This is a genomic window from Brevundimonas lutea (genome assembly GCF_003704105.1).
Classification (GTDB): Bacteria; Pseudomonadota; Alphaproteobacteria; order Caulobacterales; family Caulobacteraceae; genus Brevundimonas; species Brevundimonas lutea.
Map to the genome: position 1 here is coordinate 468,285 of NZ_QUOQ01000002.1, position 17,816 is coordinate 486,100.

Annotated in this window: 20 protein-coding genes; 7 read left to right on the forward strand and 13 right to left on the reverse strand. The window is 70.4% G+C overall.

The window, feature by feature from the left end:
* Window positions 1-32 precede the first annotated feature (32 nt).
* The 4 genes from EES48_RS02415 (at window position 33) to EES48_RS02430 (ending at window position 4,822) form a co-directional block, all read left to right on the forward strand.
* Window positions 33-689, forward strand: coding sequence for a P-loop NTPase family protein (locus EES48_RS02415; protein WP_122464773.1), 657 nt, complete (start codon window positions 33-35; stop codon window positions 687-689).
* A 73-nt stretch (window positions 690-762) separates the two neighbouring features.
* On the forward strand, window positions 763-2,961 hold the full coding sequence (locus tag EES48_RS02420) for an RNA degradosome polyphosphate kinase (protein WP_122464774.1): 2,199 nt from the start codon (window positions 763-765) through the stop codon (window positions 2,959-2,961).
* Window positions 2,958-4,460 carry a Ppx/GppA phosphatase family protein gene (locus EES48_RS02425; RefSeq protein WP_122464775.1) on the forward strand — a complete coding sequence of 501 codons (1,503 nt, stop codon included), beginning with the start codon at window positions 2,958-2,960 and terminating at the stop codon, window positions 4,458-4,460. Before EES48_RS02420 ends, EES48_RS02425 begins: the two co-directional genes overlap by 4 nt.
* Window positions 4,451-4,822, forward strand: coding sequence for a VOC family protein (locus tag EES48_RS02430; RefSeq protein WP_122464776.1), 372 nt, complete (start codon window positions 4,451-4,453; stop codon window positions 4,820-4,822). The genes EES48_RS02425 and EES48_RS02430 overlap by 10 nt, the downstream gene beginning before the upstream one ends.
* Here EES48_RS02430 and hisIE read toward each other — a convergent pair.
* The 8 genes from hisIE to EES48_RS02470 are packed head-to-tail and all read right to left on the reverse strand — an operon-like array spanning window position 4,819 to window position 11,504.
* A complete protein-coding gene (gene hisIE / locus EES48_RS02435) occupies window positions 4,819-5,427 on the reverse strand; it encodes a bifunctional phosphoribosyl-AMP cyclohydrolase/phosphoribosyl-ATP diphosphatase HisIE (RefSeq protein WP_122464777.1) in 609 nt (202 codons plus the stop codon). The two genes, EES48_RS02430 and hisIE, sit on opposite strands and share 4 nt — an antisense overlap.
* Window positions 5,424-6,191 carry an imidazole glycerol phosphate synthase subunit HisF gene (gene hisF / locus EES48_RS02440; protein ID WP_122464778.1) on the reverse strand — a complete coding sequence of 256 codons (768 nt, stop codon included), beginning with the start codon at window positions 6,189-6,191 and terminating at the stop codon, window positions 5,424-5,426. Before hisF ends, hisIE begins: the two co-directional genes overlap by 4 nt.
* Window positions 6,188-6,913: a 1-(5-phosphoribosyl)-5-[(5-phosphoribosylamino)methylideneamino] imidazole-4-carboxamide isomerase gene (locus tag EES48_RS02445; protein ID WP_122464779.1), complete on the reverse strand. Its 726-nt coding sequence runs from the start codon at window positions 6,911-6,913 to the stop codon at window positions 6,188-6,190. Before EES48_RS02445 ends, hisF begins: the two co-directional genes overlap by 4 nt.
* Complete coding sequence (hisH, locus tag EES48_RS02450) at window positions 6,910-7,506, reverse strand: imidazole glycerol phosphate synthase subunit HisH (RefSeq protein ID WP_122464780.1); 597 nt, start codon at window positions 7,504-7,506, stop codon at window positions 6,910-6,912. The genes EES48_RS02445 and hisH overlap by 4 nt, the downstream gene beginning before the upstream one ends.
* A complete protein-coding gene (gene hisB / locus EES48_RS02455) occupies window positions 7,503-8,984 on the reverse strand; it encodes an imidazoleglycerol-phosphate dehydratase HisB (protein ID WP_205679325.1) in 1,482 nt (493 codons plus the stop codon). Before hisB ends, hisH begins: the two co-directional genes overlap by 4 nt.
* Window positions 8,981-10,288, reverse strand: coding sequence for a histidinol dehydrogenase (gene hisD, locus EES48_RS02460; protein WP_122464781.1), 1,308 nt, complete (start codon window positions 10,286-10,288; stop codon window positions 8,981-8,983). Before hisD ends, hisB begins: the two co-directional genes overlap by 4 nt.
* Window positions 10,288-11,169 (reverse strand): ATP phosphoribosyltransferase, encoded by an 882-nt coding sequence (hisG, locus tag EES48_RS02465; protein WP_122464782.1) that lies wholly within the window; start codon window positions 11,167-11,169, stop codon window positions 10,288-10,290. Before hisG ends, hisD begins: the two co-directional genes overlap by 1 nt.
* Window positions 11,170-11,195: 26 nt before the next feature.
* Window positions 11,196-11,504 carry a YerC/YecD family TrpR-related protein gene (locus EES48_RS02470; RefSeq protein ID WP_122464783.1) on the reverse strand — a complete coding sequence of 103 codons (309 nt, stop codon included), beginning with the start codon at window positions 11,502-11,504 and terminating at the stop codon, window positions 11,196-11,198.
* Window positions 11,505-11,611: 107 nt separating this feature from the next.
* Between EES48_RS02470 and EES48_RS02475 the strand changes: the two genes are divergently transcribed.
* Window positions 11,612-11,992: a hypothetical protein gene (locus EES48_RS02475; RefSeq protein WP_122464784.1), complete on the forward strand. Its 381-nt coding sequence runs from the start codon at window positions 11,612-11,614 to the stop codon at window positions 11,990-11,992.
* On the opposite strand, the gene EES48_RS02480 is transcribed toward EES48_RS02475, so the two are convergent.
* Window positions 11,986-13,365, reverse strand: a complete 1,380-nt coding sequence (locus tag EES48_RS02480; protein WP_122464785.1) for a M20/M25/M40 family metallo-hydrolase — start codon at window positions 13,363-13,365, stop codon at window positions 11,986-11,988. The two genes, EES48_RS02475 and EES48_RS02480, sit on opposite strands and share 7 nt — an antisense overlap.
* Window positions 13,366-13,473: 108 nt before the next feature.
* On the opposite strand from EES48_RS02480, the gene EES48_RS02485 reads away from it, so the two are divergent.
* Together EES48_RS02485 and EES48_RS02490 are read left to right on the forward strand one after the other, a co-directional pair.
* On the forward strand, window positions 13,474-14,118 hold the full coding sequence (locus EES48_RS02485) for a glutathione S-transferase (RefSeq protein ID WP_122465099.1): 645 nt from the start codon (window positions 13,474-13,476) through the stop codon (window positions 14,116-14,118).
* An 82-nt stretch (window positions 14,119-14,200) separates the two neighbouring features.
* The gene (locus EES48_RS02490; RefSeq protein ID WP_122464786.1) at window positions 14,201-14,680 is read left to right on the forward strand and encodes a hypothetical protein; all 480 of its coding nucleotides are present in this window, start codon (window positions 14,201-14,203) and stop codon (window positions 14,678-14,680) included.
* 15 nt (window positions 14,681-14,695) lie between these two features.
* Here the strand turns inward: EES48_RS02490 and EES48_RS02495 are convergent, their stop codons facing one another.
* Genes EES48_RS02495 through map form a run of 4 tightly spaced genes read right to left on the reverse strand, consistent with a single transcriptional unit; the run spans window position 14,696 to window position 17,795 of the window.
* Window positions 14,696-15,208, reverse strand: a complete 513-nt coding sequence (locus EES48_RS02495) for a GNAT family N-acetyltransferase (protein WP_122464787.1) — start codon at window positions 15,206-15,208, stop codon at window positions 14,696-14,698.
* Complete coding sequence (locus EES48_RS02500; protein ID WP_205679326.1) at window positions 15,209-16,228, reverse strand: glycosylasparaginase; 1,020 nt, start codon at window positions 16,226-16,228, stop codon at window positions 15,209-15,211.
* Window positions 16,225-16,953 carry a RadC family protein gene (radC, locus tag EES48_RS02505; RefSeq protein WP_122464789.1) on the reverse strand — a complete coding sequence of 243 codons (729 nt, stop codon included), beginning with the start codon at window positions 16,951-16,953 and terminating at the stop codon, window positions 16,225-16,227. The genes EES48_RS02500 and radC overlap by 4 nt, the downstream gene beginning before the upstream one ends.
* 32 nt (window positions 16,954-16,985) lie before the next feature.
* Window positions 16,986-17,795: a type I methionyl aminopeptidase gene (gene map / locus EES48_RS02510; RefSeq protein ID WP_122464790.1), complete on the reverse strand. Its 810-nt coding sequence runs from the start codon at window positions 17,793-17,795 to the stop codon at window positions 16,986-16,988.
* Between the last annotated feature and the right edge of the window lie 21 nt (window positions 17,796-17,816).

The window sequence follows — 17,816 nt, forward strand, 5'->3', positions numbered from 1 at the left end:
TGAGGACGCGGCCGCTTGCTAACCCTAGGGGCATGAGCGTGGCCCCCCAATCCCAGATGCGTCTGCCGCTGGAGCGCAACGAAGCCGCGCGGCCGCTGGTCGTTTCTGGCTGCAACGCGGCGGCGGCGGCGGCGATGGAGACGTTTCCGCAAGCCCCTGGGGCCATACTGGCGCTGGTCGGACCCAGGGGCTGCGGCAAGACGCGGATGGCCGAGGACTGGGCCGAGCGGGTGGGGGCGGTTCCGCTGCACGGCGCCGAGGCGGCCCTGATCGATCCCCTGGAGATCGAGGGGCGTCCGGTGATGCTGGATGTCGCCGAGGCGGCCGACGACGAAAGCCTGTTTCACCTGTTCAACCTGACCCAGTCCGGCGGCGGGGCGCTGTTGCTGGTGTCGCGCACCGCGCCGGCGACGTGGGAGACGACGGTGCCGGACCTGCGCTCGCGCCTGAACGCCACGCCGGTTGCGGCGATCGCGGCGCCGGACGACGTTCTGATGACCGTGCTGCTGGAAGCGGCCTTCGCTCGGCGCAGCATGACGCCGGGGGAGGAGGTCGTCGCCTATCTGCTGAAGCGGATCGACCGGTCCGCCGAGGCGGCGGAGGCTGTGGTTGAGGCGCTGGACGCCGCGCATCGGCCGGTCACGCGCGCCCTGGCCCGGCAGGTGCTGGGCGCCGCCGACAACGCCTGAGGATTCACTGAACGGTCACGCGGCGTCGCCAGAGCTTGCGGCCCTTTCCCCGACCCGCCACAAGGCTGGAAGCATGACCGACGCCGTCGCCATCGACGCCCGCACCGGAGCCGAGGTGCCGCCCTCGCGGGCGCCGCAACTGCGGCTGGACGAGGACCTGATCGCCTCGCCCGAGCGGCTGTTCAATCGCGAACTGTCCTGGCTGGCCTTCAACGCGCGGGTGCTGGAGGAGGCGGCCAATCCGGCCCATCCGCTGCTGGAGCGGCTGCGCTTCCTGTCCATCTCGGCCGGCAATCTGGACGAGTTCTTCATGACCCGGGTGGCGGGGCTCAAAGGCCAGGTGCGCCAGCGGCTGCGCGTGGTCTCGCCCGACGGCCTTACGCCCGAGGAGACGCTGGAGCGGGTCAACGCCGCCGCCAGCGCGCTGATGGACGAGCAGCAGGATTGCTGGCGCGAGACGCGCAAGGCCATGGCCGGGATCGGGCTGGAGATCGTCGGGCCGGACGCCATCACGCCGCTGGAGCGCGAGCGGCTGGAGCCGGAGTTCCTCAGCCAGCTGTTCGCCGTGCTGACGCCTCTGGCCATCGACCCGGCGCATCCGTTTCCCTTCCTGCCCAACCTGGGCTTCTCGCTGGCGCTGAAGCTGCGTCGCCAGCGGGACAACCGCACCCTCTACGCCCTGGTGCCCGTGCCGACCCAGGTGAGGCGTTTCTGGGCCCTGCCGACCGACGGGCGCTCGAAGAAGAAGCGCCGGTTCATTACCCTCGAGAGCCTGCTGGTCCTGTTCATCGACCACCTGTTCCCAGGCTGCGATGTGCTGGAGAAGGGCGTGCTGCGCCTGATCCGCGATTCCGACATCGAGATCGAGGAGGAGGCCGAGGATCTGGTCATGGAGTTCGAGGAGGCGCTGAAGCAACGCCGCCTGGGCGACGTGGTGCGGATCAAGATCGAGGCGTCCATGCCGGACGATCTGCGCGGCTTCATCACCGAGGAGCTGAACGCGGCGCCGCAGGACGTGGTGCTGATCGACGGCATGTTGGGCCTGGCCCAGCTGTCCGAGCTGATCCCCGGCGGCCATCCCGAGCACAAGTTCCCCGGCTATGAGCCGCGCTATCCCGAGCGGGTGCGTGACAACGCCGGCGACATCTTCGCGGCCATCCGCGAGAAGGACATGCTGATCCACCACCCGTTCGAGAGCTTCGACGTGGTGGTTCAGTTCCTGCGGCAGGCGGCGCGCGACCCCAATGTGCTGGCGATCAAGCAGACGCTGTACCGCACCTCCAAGGACAGCCCGATCGTCGCGGCCCTGATCGAGGCGGCCGAGAACGGCAAGAACGTCACCGCCCTGATCGAGCTGAAGGCGCGGTTCGACGAGGAGGCCAATCTGCGCTGGGCGCGGCAGATGGAGCGGGCGGGGGTCCACGTCGTCTTCGGCTTCGTGGAGTACAAGACCCACGCCAAGCTGAGCGTGGTGGTCAGGCGCGAAGGCGAGGCGCTGCGCACCTATTGCCACTTCGGCACCGGCAACTATCACCCGGTGACGGCGCGAATTTACACCGACCTCAGCCTGTTCAGTTGCAATCCGGTTCTGGGTCGCGACGCGTCCAAGGTGTTCAACTACATCACCGGCTATGCGACGCCGGAGGATCTGGAGGCGCTGGTCGTCTCGCCGCTGAACATGAAGTCGACGCTGCTTGGTCTGATCGGCAAGGAGATGTCGGCGGCGTCGCAGGGCAAGCCGGCGGCGATCTGGGCCAAGATGAACTCGCTGGTCGATCCGGAGATCATCGACGCCCTGTACCGGGCCAGCCAGTGGGGCGTGCGGATCGAACTGGTGATCCGGGGCATCTGCTGTCTGAGGCCCGGAGTGCAGGGGCTGAGCGAGAACATTCGGGTTCGCTCGATCGTCGGGCGGTTCCTGGAGCACAGCCGAATCGTCTGCTTCGCCAACGGAGCCGACCTGCCGCATGACAAGGCGAAACTGTACATCTCCTCGGCCGACTGGATGCCGCGCAACCTGGATCGCCGGGTAGAGTTGATGACGCCGGTGCTGAACGCAACGGTGCACGATCAGGTGCTGGATCAGATCATGGTCGCCAATCTGAAGGACGATACCCAGAGCTGGCTGCTGGACCCGGACGGGGCGTATCGTCGGGTCCAGCCGCGCGCGGGCGAGACGCCGTTCTCGGCGCACCAGTATTTCATGACCAACCCCAGCCTGTCCGGGCGTGGCCGCAAGGTGAAGACCCTGCCCAAGACGCTGGAACTATGAGCCCGTCGGTCGAGGAGACGCGCGAGGTCGCGGTCGTCGATATCGGATCGAACTCGGTGCGCCTGGCCGTCTATCGGATCGAGGGCGGCGCGATCTGGACCATCTTCAACGAGAAGGTGCTGGCGGGCCTGGGCCGGGGTGTGGCCGGCAGCGGTCAACTGTCGGAGGAGGGGGTCGAGACGGCGCTGCGGGCCCTGACCCGGTTCGCCGGTTTGATCGGGGCCATGAAGCCCTCGGCCCTGCATGTGTTCGCAACCGCCGCCGTGCGTGACGCCGAGGACGGCCCGGCCTTCGTCGAACGCGTCGCCGCCGAAACCGGCCTTCAGGTCCGGGTGCTGTCGGGCGAGGAAGAAGCGCGCTTCTCGGCCCGGGGCGTGGTGGCCGGAGCGCCCGATACGCGGGGCGTTGTGGGCGATCTGGGCGGGGCCAGTCTTGAGCTGAGCCGGGTCGGGAGCGGGCGGATCGAGACGGGCGTGACCCTGCCGCTGGGGCCCTTCTCCCTGACCAACGGCAAGGGAGTGGACGCCGACAGGCTGAGGAAGACCATCGCCCGCACCCTGGCCCCGGTGGCGCGGGACTTCGCGGGGCCGGGCTTCCACGCCGTCGGAGGCGCGTGGCGCAGCCTGGCGCAGCTGCACATGGCCACGGCCGACTATCCGCTGAAGATCGTGCACCAGTACGCCATGACCGCCGAAGAGGCGCGCGAGGTGGCGGGTGTGGTGGGGCGTCAGTCCAAGGCGTCCCTCGACAAGCTTCCGGGCGTGTCGCGACGCCGGGCCGAGACCCTGCCGGTCGCCGCCCTGGTGCTGGAGGGGCTGATCGAGGCGCTGGGGATCGAGACGGTGACGTTTTCGGCCTGGGGCGTGCGCGAAGGCGTGCTGGTCGATGGACTTGACCTGGACCCGGACAGCGATCCCCTGCTGGCGGGGGCGGCGGTGCTGGCGGCGCGCCAGGGCGTGTCGCCCGGGCTGCCCGACGCCCTGCACGGGTTCGTGGTCGGGGTGACGGACGGCCTGCCGCCGGTGTTTGGGGCCAAGCGCGACGCCGTCCTGACGCGGGCCGCCTGCCTGTACGCCGACATCGGCGGCCGCTTCCATCCCGACCATCGCAGCGATCTCGCCTTCGATCAGGTGCTGAGGGTGCCCCTGGCCGGACAGAGCCATGCCGAGCGGGTGTTCCTGGCCGGGGTCATAAACGCCCGGCACGGCGGGGGGGCCGCAACGCCCGATCCGCGCCTGGCCCAGCGGGTTCTTTCGGAAGCCGGCATCCACCGCGCCCGCGTCCTGGGCCTGGCCATCCGGCTGGGCTCGGACCTCTCGGCCCGCTCGCCGCGGGTTCTGGAGGGCGCCCGCCTGAGACTGGGCGATGGGTCGGTCAGCCTCTCCCATGCCACGCCGAGCGTGCTGGGCGGAGAGACCGTGAGCAAGCGACTGCGTCAGCTGGCGGACTGCCTGGGTGTGGAGCCGCGGCTGGAGGAGGGAGATCAACGATGGGCGTGACCGGTATTGGCGGCTTCTTCTTTCGATCGCAGGACCCCAAGGCGCTGAAGGCCTGGTGGCTGGAGCATCTGGGCGTCGGCGCGCCCGAGGGTGTCTGGGTCTGGGACCAGCAGGCGGGCCCCACCGTGTTCGAGCCCTTCAAGGCCGACAGCGACTATTTCGCCGCCGACAAGGCCTTCATGATCAATCTGCGCGTCGATGACCTGGATGGCCTGATGGCCTCGCTCAGGGCCGCCGGGATCGAGGTGATCCAGAAGGCGGAATGGGACACCATGCCGGAGATCGGCCGGTTCGCCCGCATCCACGATCCCGAGGGCAACGCCATCGAGCTGTGGCAGCCGGCGACGCCGCCCACAGACTAGCGCGCGCGGGCGCGCAGCACCGCAAGGACGTCCTCGAACGCCAGACCCCGCGCGCGCAGCAGCACCAGCAGGTGATAGACCAGGTCGGCGGCCTCGGCGGTCAGCTCCTCGTCGGGTCCGGCCGCGCCGGCCAGGGCCGTCTCCACCCCTTCCTCGCCGACCTTCTGGGCCACCCGCTTGGGGCCCTCGGCCAGCAGGCGGGCGGTCCAGCTCTCGGCCGGATCGGCCTGGGCGCGGGCGGCGATGGTGGTTTCCAGGCGGGCCAGGGTTCCGAGGCCGGGGGCGTCAGCGTCTCCGAAACAGCTGGTCGTTCCCAGGTGGCAGGCCGGGCCCAGCGGCCGGACGGTCAGGACCAGGGCGTCGGCGTCGCAGTCAGGCGTGATCGAGACGACCTTCAGCCGGTTGCCCGAGGTCTCGCCCTTCCTCCACCGGCCGCCGCGCGAGCGGGAGAAGAAGGTCGCCTCGCCCGACTGGATGGTCTCGTCCAGGGCGGCGCGGTCCATGTAGGCCAGGGTCAGGACCTGCAGGGTGGCGTGGTCCTGCACCACCACGGGGATCAGGCCATGCCCTTTTTCGAAGTCGAGGCTGTCGGGGTCGAGGGTCATGGTCTCACCTCCACGCCCTCGCGGGCGAGCTCGGTCTTGAGGGCGCCGATGGTGAGCGCTCCGGTGTGGAACACGCTGGCGGCCAGGGTGCCGGAGACGCCGGCCTCGACAAAGGCGTCGCGGAAATGCCGGGCCGAGCCGGCCCCGCCCGAGGCCACCAGGGGGATGGTCAGCCGGGCCCGGGCGGCCTTCAGCTGTTCGATGTCATAGCCGCGCCGGACCCCGTCCTGATCCATGCAGTTGAGCACAATCTCGCCGGCGCCGAGCGTTTGAGCCTCGACGATCCAGTCCAGGGTGCGGCGACCGGATCTCCGGCTCGCGTCGGGGTCGCCCGTGTACTGATGCACCACCCAGTCGTCGCCCTCGCGTCGGGAATCGACGCCGACCACCACGCACTGGCGGCCGAACCGGTCGGCCATCTCGGCGATCAGGTCGGGCCGTTCGAGGGCCGGGGAGTTGATCGAGACCTTGTCGGCGCCGCTGTCCAGGCAGCGGCCGGCCTGATCGTTGGTTCGGATGCCTCCGGCCACCGAGAAGGGGATGTCGAGCGCCCGGGCGATGTCGCGGACCCAGGCGTAGTCGAGGGTGCGGCCCTCTGGGCTCGCGGTGATGTCGTAGAAGACCAGCTCGTCGGCGCCCTGGTCGCGATAGCGGCGAGCTAGCTCCGAAGCATCGCCCATGTCGGCATGGCCCTGAAAGCGCACGCCCTTGACCACGCGGCCATCCTTGACGTCGAGGCAGGGGATGATGCGCCGGGCGGTCATGCCGCGAGGGCCTGGTCGAGGGTGAATTTGCCTTCGTAGAGGGCGCGACCGATCACGGCGCCGGCGCAGCCGATGCGGCGGCCCTCGGCGATGTCCTGAAGCCCCGAGACGCCGCCGGACATCTGGACATCGAGATCGGGGCGGCGCCGGATGATCTGGGCCAGGAGGTCGAGGTTCGGCCCGGTCAGGGCGCCGTCGCGGCTGACGTCGGTGACCAGCAGGTGGCGGGCCAGGCCGGGCGGGTACCGGTCCAGCGCGGCCCACAGATCGACCGTGGCCGCCTCGGTCCAGCCCTTGAGGGCGGGGACGTAGCGGTCGCCGTCAGGCCGGACGTCGATGGCCAGGGTCAGGGCCTCGGCCCCGAACCGCTCCAGCCAGCCGGCGACGGTGTCGGGCTGGCTGACGGCGAGCGACCCGACCACAACGCGGGTCGCGCCATTGTCCAGCAGGGCCTGGACATCGTCCTCGGAGCGGACGCCGCCGCCGGCCTGGATGCGGATGGCGACCGAGGACGCCAGCTCGCCGATCAGGGGGTGCTGCACGGCGCGGCCCGCCTCGGCGCCGTCCAGATCGACGATGTGAGCCCACTCGGCGCCCGAGGCGGCGAAGGCGGCCAGCCGGGCGGCGGGGTGATCGTCGTAGCGCGTCACCTGGTCGAACCGGCCGTGCATCAGCCGCACGCAGGCGCCGTGTCGCAGATCGATGGCGGGGTAGAGGATCATGCGGGCAGCTCCAGAAAGTTCTTCAGCACCCGCGCGCCGGTCTCGGCCGAGCGCTCCGGGTGGAATTGGCAGCCCCAGCGGTTGTCGCGGCGGACGACCGCCGGGATGGGACCGCCGTAGTCGGCGCGGGCCAGGGTGGCCTGGCCGTCGGGGCAGACGAAGCCGTGGACGAAATAGGCGTAGGCGCCGTCCTCGACGCCCTCCAGCAGCGGGTCGTGGCGCTCTCGGGTCAGGCGGCTCCAGCCCATGTGCGGCACGGGGCGGTCGGGTGCGGGCCGCATCTGGACCACGCGGCCGGGGATGAGGCCGAGCAGCGGGACGTCGCCCTCCTCGGAACTGTCGAACAGCAGCTGCTGGCCCAGGCAGACGCCCAGGAGGGGGCGCGTAAAGGCGCGGATCGCCTCTGTGACACCCAAGGCCTCCAGTCGCGCCATGGCGTAGCCGGCCGCGCCGACCCCGGGCAGGATCAGCCGCTCGGCCCCGGCGATCTCATCCGGGGTGGAGACCATGCGAGGGCTCGCGCCCAAGCGCTCCAGCGCGAACTGGACCGAGGCGAGATTGCCGGCGCCGTAGGCGAGAACCGCGACCGTCACAGCACCCCCTTGGTGCTCGGCACGGCTTCGCCCTCGACGCGGATGGCCTGGCGGAGCGCCCGGCCGAAGGCCTTGTAGGCGGCCTCGGTCTTGTGGTGGTCGTCGTCGCCGGTGACCGAGACGTGGATGGCGGCGCCCAGGTGCTCGGCCAGGGAGCGGAACACGTGGGCGGTCAGGTCGGTGCGATAGTCGCCGATCATGGGGGTGTCGAACGACCCCTCGAACACCGGATAGGGCCGGCCGGACAGGTCCAGGGTGACGCTGGCGCGGGCCTCGTCCATCGGCAGGACGAAGCCGTAGCGGGCGATGCCGCGCCGCTCGCCCAGCGCCTGTTTCAAAGCCTGGCCCAAGGCGATGGCCGAGTCCTCGATGGTGTGGTGCGGATCTGTGTGCAGATCGCCCTCGCAGGCGAGGCGCAGCGAGAAGCCGCCGTGGGCGGCGATCTGCTCCAGCATGTGATCGAAGAAGCCGACGCCGGTGGAGATGGCGACGGGGCCGGGCGCGTCCAGATCGACGGCGCAAACGATGCGGGTCTCCTTGGTGTCTCGCGTGACGGCGCCGACGCGGTGGGCGCGCGCGGGAGCAGCCAGATCGAAGGCGGCCAGCAGGCGATCGTTGACGGCGGCCACGGCCGACACCGGCAGCCGCAGCCAGCCTCCCGCGCCGTCGGAGGCGACGCCAAAGCGCGCCAGGGCCTGGGTCACACGCTCAAGGTCGGACGGACGGGTCGTGATCACCGGACCGACGCCGGGCTCGATCGGCATCAGGCGTTCGAGCGCCTGGACCAAGCGGTCGCGCTCGCGGCGGACGGAGGCGATTCGCTCGCGGGTCTCGATCAGGCGCGAGGGGTCCAGCGCCTGTAGCGCCAGACGGACCGAGGGTTCAGGTAGGCCATAAGGCTCCATGACCTCGGACAGTCGCCCGAGGGTGTGGGGTTGAGCGATGGCGGCGCCGATCCGCGCGCCAGCGAGCCCGTAGGCCATCGACAGGCTGCGCAGCACCACCAGATTGGCGTGATCGGCGACCAGCGGCGCGGCGGAGGGGGTGTCGGCGAACTCGATCAGGCCTTCGTCGAGCACCAGCAGGGCCGGGGCCACGCGCTCGGCCATCTCGGCTAGAGCGTCCGTCGTTCCGGTGGCGCGGATCACAACGGCGGCGACGCCCCCTCCTGGCGGCTCGCGCCGCCTGTCCTCCCCCCGCCCCTGCGGGCGCGGAGAGGTGAGGGGATAGATGCGGCGCAGCGTCAGGAAGGGTTCGGCGTCGGGGGCTTCGACGGCTAGGCCGTCGCGAGCGGCGAGGCGGAAGACCAGCTCCAGACCGTGGGTCAGGCCGCGCACCGGCAAGATGCGCTCGACCGGCTGGCCGTAGAGGGCGGCCATGCGCTCCGCCAGCGCCGCGCCCGATCCCGGATAGCGCTCCAGACCCTCGCCGCCGGACACCAGCGGCGCGAAGGGAGCGGGCAGATTGGTCAGGGTCATGGCGCCATCCTCAGATCGGCCGCCCGCGCATGAGCCTCCAGCCCTTCCAGCCGGGCCAGGCGGGCGGCGATGGGGGCGAGGGCCTGGGCGCCCTTTTGCGTGACCTGCTGCACCGACATGGAGGTCATGAAGCTGGCGGTGGTCAGGCCGCCCAGGGTGCGGGCGGCGCCGTCGGTGGGCAGGACGTGGCTGGGGCCGGCGGCGTAGTCGCCCAGGGTCTCGGCGGCCCACCGGCCGACGAACACGGCGCCGGCGGCGGTCAGGGCCGGGACCAGGGCCTCGGCGTCCTCGACCTGTAGCGACAGGTGCTCGGGGCCGTAGAGATTGGCGACCTCCACGGCGGCGGCGAGATCGGCCACCAGCACGGCACGGGCCTCGGCCAGGGAGGCGCGGGCGATCTCGGCGCGCGGCAGGGTCTCCAGCTGGCGTTCGACCGCCGCCATCGTCTGCGCGATCACCGTGCGGCTGGGCGAGACCAGGATGACCTGGGCGTCGGCGTCGTGCTCGGCCTGGCTGAGGAGGTCGGCGGCGACGATCTCGGGATCGGCGTCGCGGTCGGCGATGACCATCAGCTCGGACGGCCCGGCGGGCATGTCGACGGCCGGGCCGCCGGTCAGGGTCGAGGCCTGCTTCTTGGCCTCGGCGACGAAGGCGTTGCCGGGTCCGAACAGCTTGTCGCAGGCCGGAATCTCGCCGTCGTCCAGCACCGCGCCAAAGGTCAGGGCGGCGATGGCCTGGGCCCCGCCGATCAGCCAGATCGCGTCCAGACCGGCCTCGCCGGCGGCGACGATCATGGCCGGGTGGACGCCGCCGTCCCGGGTCGGGGGCGTGACCACCACGCGATCGCCGACGCCCGCCACCTGGGCCGGGATGGCCTGCATCAGTAGGGACGAGAACAGCGGCGCCGTGCCGCCGGGCACATAGATGCCGGCCGAGCGGATCGGCCGCCAGACCAGACGCGACCGCACGCCGGGCGTGGTTTCGACCCAGGCGCTGTCTTCCGGGCGGGTAAACTGATGGAAGACGCGGACGTTTTCAGCCGCCACGCGCAGGGCGCGGGTGTCGGCGGGCGGCAGGGCGGCGCGGGCCTCGGCCACCGCCTGATCGGTGATGGCGATGCGGCGCGGGCGGGCGCCGTCGATGCGCTCGGCCCAGTCGGCCACGGCCGCGCCGCCGCGCTGGTCGACCTCGGCGAAGATGGTCGCGACGATCTCGGCGACCTCGCCGTCCGTGCGACGGGTGGGCCGGGCCAGGGCGTCGAGGCGTCCCTGTCCATCCAGCGATGACCACTCGATCTGGCGCATCACATCATCTTCTCGATGGGGAGGACCAGGATGGCCGAGGCGCCGACGGCCTTGAGCTTCTCCAGCGTCTCCCAGAACACCGCCTCCTGGCAGACGGCGTGGACGGCGACGGCGTCGTCGCGGCCCGACAGCGGCATGACGGTGGGCGAACCCGCGCCCGGCAGAATGGCGGTGATCTGATCCAGCGCGGCGCGCGGGGCGTTGAGCATGACGTATTTGGCGCCCTGGGAGGCGACCACACCGGCCATCCGCTCGATGATGCTGTCCAGCAGGTCCGCCAGTTCCGGATCCGGCGCGACGGGCGAGCGGATCAGGACGGCCTGACTGTCCAGCACCGTCTCGCGCGCCTGCAGACCGTTGGCCTCCAAGGTCGCCCCGGTCGAGACCAGGTCGCAGATGGCGTGGGCGAGCTTCAGCCGGGGGGCGACCTCGACGGCGCCGCGCATGGTGACGATGTCGGCGGTGACGCCCTGATCGCCCAGCCAGCGTGTGAGCACGCGCGGATAGCTGGTGGCGACGCGGCGGCCCTGCAGCGAGGTCGGCCCCGTGTAGTCGAGCGTCGGCGGCACGGCGATCTTCAGGGTGCAGCGGCCAAAGCCCAGCGGCATCACCACCTTTGCGACCGGTCCGCCGTTGCGGCCTTCCTCCAGAACGTTCTCGCCGACCACGCCCAGATCGCAGACCCCGTCGGCGACGAAGGTCGGGATGTCGTCGTCGCGGACCCGCAAGAGGTCGATGGGGTAGTTCTCGACCCGGTAGAGCAGGTCGTTGGTCCCCTTGACCACGCGCAGGCCCGCGTCGCGGACGAGGTCGAGGCTGCGGTCGGACAGGCGTCCGGATTTCTGGACGGCGATGCGGAGCCGGCCCTTCACGGTGCTCATGAGATCAGACTTTCAGGGGGAGGGGGTCAGGCCTTGAGACGGTCCAGCACCAGGCGGTAGCCCTGATGCGGCATCTCTTTCAGAAAGCGGGCAACGCGGACGACGGTGGTCGGGCTGGCCTGGGCCTCGACCGCGATCTCGCGATAGGACTTGCCCCCGGCGTCCAGCAGACGCGCCACCTCCCACCGCTCTGCGAAGGCGCGCACCTCGGCGGGGGTGCAGAGATCCTTGAGGAAGGCTTCGACCTCCTCAGGCGTCTCGAGCGCGAGGAGGGCCCGATAGAGACCGTCCGCTCCGGCATCCGCCGGGCGGTTCTTGTCCGCGTGTTTCAACATGATGGCACAGTGAAACGGGGCCCGGCCGCTGTCAAGCCGGCGGCGCTGAAATCAATCCGTCATCAGGCCGTCATCGCTCCGTCCGAAGCGCGCGCTAATCCGGTGATATGACGGCGGTCGGGCTGAGCGAGGGGGACAAGGACTGGCAGGCCGAGGCGCGCGCCCTGGTCGAGGCCTGCGTGGCCGAAATGCTGGCCGCCTGCCCGCGCCGCATGGACTTCGGCGAGGCGGCCTACCGGCTCGAGCGGCCGCTGGACGCGGTGATCGCCGCCTTTACGGCGCTGGGCCTGGAGCCGCGGCCCTATCTGCAGGACCGGCGCATGGAGGCGCTGGAGGCCGATCTGCGCGCCGGGCGGTTCGCCAACGCGGACGCGGCCATGCGCCACTGGGCCTTTCCGCCCAAGAGCCCCGACTTCCGCGCCCGCTTTCGCCGCCGCTTCCACCGCACGCCGCAGGAGGCCTGGGCGGAGGGGCGCGCGGCTCAGTAGCCGCCGAACGAGCCGGCCGCGCCGGGGAAGACAACCGGACTTTCGGCGCCGTCGGTCGAGACCGCGGCGATCCCGAAGGCGTAGTTGTCGATGATGGTGTTCTCCAGAGTGTGCTCGGCCACCCGGCCGACCCAGCGGCTGTGGGTCCACTGGGGGGCGGTCGTCTCGCGCCAATAGATTCGGTAGCCGGCAAGATTGGGCGTTTGCTGGGCGGACGGCAGGCTCCATTTCAGGGTGGTGTCCGCGCTGACCGCGCCCTCGATGGTCACATCGGCCGGCGGCGGCGGGGCCAGAGACAAGGCCGCCAGCGCCGCGACGTTCAGCGAGGTCAGCTTGGCCGCATAGTCGAAGTCCACGCCTTCGATGACGTCGCCATAGGCCACGCCATTCTCGGTCCGCAGGTCCTGATGCTGGCGGTCGTAATTCTCAAGCGTCTCCATCACGCGGACGGCAGGGAAGCCCAGGTCGTTGAACGAGCGATGGTCGCCGCCCCGGCCGAAGCGGTCCAGCCGATAGACCAGCTGGGTGTCGAGATTGGCGATGTAGCGGTCGGCGACGCCGTCGATGTAACGGGCCAAATTGCGCGACGGGCTGTCGATCTCCCCGCCGGTGAAGCGGCGCTGGCGGGCCTCGGTCTCGCTCTCGGTGACCCGCGGACCCTCGGAAAAGATGCGCGCCGTGCCGTTGTCGATGGCGCCGGTGATGCCCCGGATATTGCCGATCATGTCGTTGTTGAGCACGCCGATCAGCCGCCAGTTCTGCTCGCGGGCGTGCTCGGCGACGAAGCGGGCGCCGACCAGCCCCTGCTCCTCGCCCGAGAAGGCGACATAGACGATGGAGCCGGGAAAGCGCTGAGTGCTGAGCACGCGCGCGGCCTCGATGGCCCCGGCCACGCCCGAGGCGTCGTCGTTGGCGCCGGGCGCGTCGTCGGTGAAATTCATGACGTCGGTGACTCGGCTGTCCAGGTGGCCTCCGATCAGGACGTGGCGGTTCGGGTCGGCCGTGCCGCGCTGGATGGCGACGACGCTGATGATTTCCGTCGGGTCGGGCACCCGTTCGCCGGTGTATTCGCGGCCGATGTACATCACCTCCAGACAGCCGCCGCAGGCCGCCGAGATGCGCTCGAACTCGGCATGGACCCAGCGGCGGGCCGCGCCGATGCCGCGGGTGTCGCTCTCGGTCTCCGATAGCGAGTGACGGGTGCCGAAGCCGACCAGGGTGCGGATGTCGGCCTCGATCCGATCGGCCGAAACCTGGGCGACCAGGCCGGGAATGACGGCGACTTCGGCGGGCGGGGCGGGCGTCGCCTCCTGGGCCAGGGCAGCGGCCGGCATGAGTATCAGGGCGGTGGCGGCGAGTAGGGCGAAACGCATGCTGGGAATTCCTCGGGTCGATCGGCGGCGCGAACCCTGCGACGGAGACGGGCGCGGGTAAAGGCCGGGCGTGGTATGTCGGCGGCTGGCGATTCATTGGAGGCGATCATGCGACTGATCCTCGGCGACAAGGCCTATTCGACCTGGTCCCTTCGTCCCTGGCTGGTGCTGAAGCGCTGCGGGGCCGACTTCGAGGAGGTGATCGTGCCGCTGAACCGGCCGGACACGGCCGAGGGCATCGCGCGCCACACCGGCTCAGGCAAGGTGCCGGTGCTGGAGGTCGAGGGCGAGACCATTTGGGACTCGCTGGCCATCTCGCTGTGGGCCGAGGAGCGCTATCCTCGCGTCGGCCTGTGGCCGTCGGACAGCCATGCGCGCTGGATGGCCCGGGCGGCGGTGTGCGAGATGCATTCCGCCTTCGCCGCCCTGAGGACCGAGGGCGGCATGGGACCGGATCACCCGATGGTCGGCGACTGGGGCGCGGAGACCAGGCCGTCGGCGGCGGTGGCGGCGGACCTGAGGCGGCTGATCGATCTGTGGAGCCAGGCGCGGGCCCGATTCGGAGCGAGCGGACCCCATATGTTTGGCGAGTGGTCGATCGCCGACGCCTTCTTCACCCCGGTGGCGGCGCGCATACGTCACTACGGGTGGAGCCTGGAGGCGTTGGGCGACGACGGGACGGCGCTAGCCTATATCGAGACCCTGCTGAGTCAGCCAGACTTCCTGGAATGGGAGGCGGGCGCGACATCCTGACGGCGCTGACGGCGCGAGCACCGGTTGCAACGCACGACGTTGTTCCGCTAAAGTGGGCGGATCGGGAGGAGGGTCATTTCGCATGGCTTATGGGCTGTCCAGCATCGGCGATCTCGTCCTTTCGCGCGGCGCGTTCGACTTCGAGTGGTCGGAAGTCCTGTACGACGCCGGCGACGCTCCCGCGCCGATCGCGGATGGCATGGGCGCCGCGGCGCCGCCCTCCCTCGCGACGCCGTTCTCTGAGTGGGACGACTTCCTTCCCAATGTCATGCCGGACTCGGCCGACCGTTCGTCAGGCGGAGGCCATCCCACGCAGGCTGCGAATCAGACCGAGACTGGCGGAGCGATGTCGGCCGTGGCCGGTCAGCCGGACGCGCCCCTGGTGGACATCCGCTGGACCGATCCCTTTGTCGAAGCTGATATTCGCCCCGGCGGTGAAGTCCGCATGGAGCCCATGGGATCGCTGGCGTGGAAGGGCGGGGGCTGGACCCCGGGCTTCAACCAAGACGGCATCCTCTACTGGATAGCGCCGAGTTACACGCTGCCTGACGACGGTTTCTAACCTTGGCGCCCACCGCTAGGCGCGCCTTTCGAACAGATCGACCCGGGCGCCTTTATAGGTCGCTTCTGCGTAACGCAGGAAACCAGCGCGTTCGGCCATGCGGACGGACGGCGCGTTCTCCGGCGCGATCATGCACACGGTTCGGGGCGCCTTGAGCCGATCATCGCACCAGGCCAGGGCGCCGCGCAGCGCCTCGCTGGCCAGACCCTGACCCTGAAAGGCCGGCGCCGCGCCCCAGCCGAGCTCGGGCGCGTCAAAGGGCGGATCGAGGTCGCGGCGATAATCCAGCACGCCGACACTGCCGACATAGGCGCCGTCGCCCTTGAGGCGGATGGACCAGTTGCCGTAGTCGAGCGCCGACCAGTGGCCCAGATCGCGTAGCAGGCGAAACCAGACTTCTTCTTCCGACAGACCGCGTCCCATGATGTGGCGGGTGAAGTCGGCGTCGCTCCACAGGCGCGCCAGGTCCTCGAAGTCGGTCACGGCCACGGGGGTCAGGATCAGGCGGGACGTCTCGATGGTGGTCATTCAGGTCTCGGGGAACAGGGCGGGAGCAGAGCGGACCTCGGTGCGGCCCGCAGCATCGGTGGCGGCGAAGGTGAAGCCGGGTCTGAGGGCGAACCCGCCGGCACGGCCGTCGCGGCCGAGGGCGAGCAGCGCCACCTGGCTGTCGCCCAGGGCGGCGCCGCGCAGGCGGACCAGGCGTTCCAGGGTGAGGCGGCATGCCGTCTCGGGGTCGGCGCCGCCACGCATAGCCTCGACCACGGAATGAGCGCCGCAGACCCGGAGGATTTCCTCGCCGACACCGGTCCCGGTGGCCGCGCCGACCTCGGCGTCGACATAGAGGCCGGAGCCGACGATGGGACTGTCGCCCACCCGGCCGCGCATCTTGAAGGCCATGCCCGAGGTGGTGCAGGCGCCGGCCAGTCGACCGTCGGAGTCGATGCCCAGCACACCGATGGTGTCGTGATCCGAGGCGTCGCCGGGACGGCCGTCGCGGCGGGCGCGCCAGTCGGTGTTCTCGCTGTTGGCGCGGGGCTCATAGCGGCTTTCGACCAGCCAGGCGCGCCACGCGGCCTCGGCTTCCGGCGTCAGCAGGTTTGTGGTCTCGAACCCCTCCGCGAGGGCGAAATCGCGCGCGCCCTGGCCGACAAGAATGACATGCGGCGTCTTCTCCATGACCCGCCGGGCCACCGAGATGGCGTGGACGACGTCCTCCAGCGCGCAGACGGCGCCGAGCCCGCCCCGGTCGTCCATGATCACGGCGTCCAGGGTGACGCGGCCTTCGCGGTCGGGCAGTCCGCCCAGGCCCACCGAGCTGTTGCTGATGTCCGCCTCAGCCACGCGGGCCGCCGCCTCGACCATGTCCAGCCCCGAGCCGCCCCTGGCGCGCGCCGCCATGCCGGCGGCGTTGGCCGCGGCGCCGAAGTCCCAGGTCGACACCATGACGATGCGTCGGTCGTCTGCAAGCACGGGCGTCGCGGTCGCCAATCCGGCGGCGGCGCCGAGGCCGAGACCCATGGCGGTGCGGCGGTTCGGCCCGGTCACATCAGGCCCAGCTGCTTGAGGCTGGCCACGCCGTCGCGGCCGACGATCAGGTGGTCGTGCACCTCGATGGACAGCGAACGGGCGGCCTGGACCACCTGTTTGGTCATGTCGACGTCCGCGCGGCTGGGGGTTGGATCGCCCGACGGGTGGTTGTGGACCAGAATGAGAGCCGAGGCCGAGACCTCCAGCGCCCGGCGGGCCACTTCGCGCGGATAGACGGGCGCATGATCGACGGTGCCGCGATTGGCGGTCTCGTCCAGGATCAGCTGGTTCTTCTTGTCGAGATACAGCACCCGGAACTGCTCGCGCGGCTCGTGCTGCAGAGAGACGCGTACATAGGCGACCAAGGCCGTCCACGACGAGATGACGGGCCGCTTGGTCGCCGGCTCCCTGGCCACCCGGCGCGCCACCTCGTGCAGGGCGACGAGATCGAGCGCGGTCTCGGCCCCGACGCCCTTGATCCGGCCGCGCGCGTCTTCGGACCGCACCGTCATCAGTTCCTCGACCGAGGCCCCCAGCACCGCCGCCAGCGAGCCGAACCGCGCCAGCAGCGCCTTGGCGATCGGCTTGACGTCACCCTGGGGCTGGCTGCGGAACAGGAACAGCTCCAGCAGTTCATAGTCGGGAAGGTGGTTCACGCCCGCCGAGCGCGCGCGTTCACGCAGCCGCTCGCGATGGCCGGCGTGGTGGGGCTTGGCTACGGGTTTGGGTGTGTCGTCCGGCATCGCCCCTCGCGTCCGAGGCGACGTTATCGACCTCAGTTCGGCCTGAACAGTCCGGCCGGGCTGGCGGTGAAAATCTCGACGCCATCCTCGGTCACGCCGACCGAATGCTCGCACTGGGCCGAGAGGGACTTGTCGCGGGTCACGGCGGTCCAGCCGTCGGACAGGATCTTCACCGCCGGCTTGCCCAGGTTCACCATCGGCTCGACGGTGAAGAACATGCCGGGCTTGAGTTCCGCCCCTTCGCCGCGCCGGCCGTAGTGAAGGACATTGGGGCTGTCGTGGAAGATGCGGCCGATGCCGTGGCCGCAGAAGTCGCGCACCACCGACATCCGCTGGCCCTCGACATATTTCTGAATGGCGTAGCCGATGTCGCCGAAGGTGTTTCCGGGCTTCACCTGCTCCAGGCCGATGCGCAGGCTCTCATAGGTCACGTCGATCAGCTTGCGGGCGCGGGGATTGATCTGGCCCACGGCGTACATGCGGCTGGAATCGCCGTGCCAGCCATCGACCACCACCGTGTGGTCGATGTTGACGATGTCGCCGTCCTTCAGAACCTTGTCGCCGGGAATGCCGTGGCAGACGACGTGGTTGATCGAGGTGCAGGTGGTCCTGGTGTAGCCCTTGTAGCCCAGGCAGGCCGGGAGGCCGCCGTGGTCATAGGTGAACTGGCGGATCAGGTCGTCGATACGGCCGGTCGTGATCCCAGGCTTCACCTCGGCGGCGATCATGTCCAGCGCCTCGGCCACCAGGCGCCCGGCCCGGCGCATGCCCTCGAAATCCTCGGGCGCGTAGGTGCGGATGGCGTGGGTGCGGGTCAGCAGTTCGTCGTCGGCGTCGTACATCAGGGGTCCAGGCTGCGAAGG

Coding starts and splice junctions, on each gene's coding strand:
- EES48_RS02415 (WP_122464773.1), top strand. CDS start 33: ATGAGCGTGGCCCCCCAATCCCAGATGCGTCTGCCGCTGGAGCGCAAC.
- EES48_RS02420 (WP_122464774.1), top strand. CDS start 763: ATGACCGACGCCGTCGCCATCGACGCCCGCACCGGAGCCGAGGTGCCG.
- EES48_RS02425 (WP_122464775.1), top strand. CDS start 2,958: ATGAGCCCGTCGGTCGAGGAGACGCGCGAGGTCGCGGTCGTCGATATC.
- EES48_RS02430 (WP_122464776.1), top strand. CDS start 4,451: ATGGGCGTGACCGGTATTGGCGGCTTCTTCTTTCGATCGCAGGACCCC.
- hisIE (WP_122464777.1), bottom strand. CDS start 5,427: ATGACCCTCGACCCCGACAGCCTCGACTTCGAAAAAGGGCATGGCCTG.
- hisF (WP_122464778.1), bottom strand. CDS start 6,191: ATGACCGCCCGGCGCATCATCCCCTGCCTCGACGTCAAGGATGGCCGC.
- EES48_RS02445 (WP_122464779.1), bottom strand. CDS start 6,913: ATGATCCTCTACCCCGCCATCGATCTGCGACACGGCGCCTGCGTGCGG.
- hisB (WP_205679325.1), bottom strand. CDS start 8,984: ATGACCCTGACCAATCTGCCCGCTCCCTTCGCGCCGCTGGTGTCCGGC.
- hisD (WP_122464781.1), bottom strand. CDS start 10,288: ATGCGCCAGATCGAGTGGTCATCGCTGGATGGACAGGGACGCCTCGAC.
- hisG (WP_122464782.1), bottom strand. CDS start 11,169: ATGAGCACCGTGAAGGGCCGGCTCCGCATCGCCGTCCAGAAATCCGGA.
- EES48_RS02470 (WP_122464783.1), bottom strand. CDS start 11,504: ATGTTGAAACACGCGGACAAGAACCGCCCGGCGGATGCCGGAGCGGAC.
- EES48_RS02475 (WP_122464784.1), top strand. CDS start 11,612: ATGACGGCGGTCGGGCTGAGCGAGGGGGACAAGGACTGGCAGGCCGAG.
- EES48_RS02480 (WP_122464785.1), bottom strand. CDS start 13,365: ATGCGTTTCGCCCTACTCGCCGCCACCGCCCTGATACTCATGCCGGCC.
- EES48_RS02485 (WP_122465099.1), top strand. CDS start 13,474: ATGCGACTGATCCTCGGCGACAAGGCCTATTCGACCTGGTCCCTTCGT.
- EES48_RS02490 (WP_122464786.1), top strand. CDS start 14,201: ATGGCTTATGGGCTGTCCAGCATCGGCGATCTCGTCCTTTCGCGCGGC.
- EES48_RS02495 (WP_122464787.1), bottom strand. CDS start 15,208: ATGACCACCATCGAGACGTCCCGCCTGATCCTGACCCCCGTGGCCGTG.
- radC (WP_122464789.1), bottom strand. CDS start 16,953: ATGCCGGACGACACACCCAAACCCGTAGCCAAGCCCCACCACGCCGGC.
- map (WP_122464790.1), bottom strand. CDS start 17,795: ATGTACGACGCCGACGACGAACTGCTGACCCGCACCCACGCCATCCGC.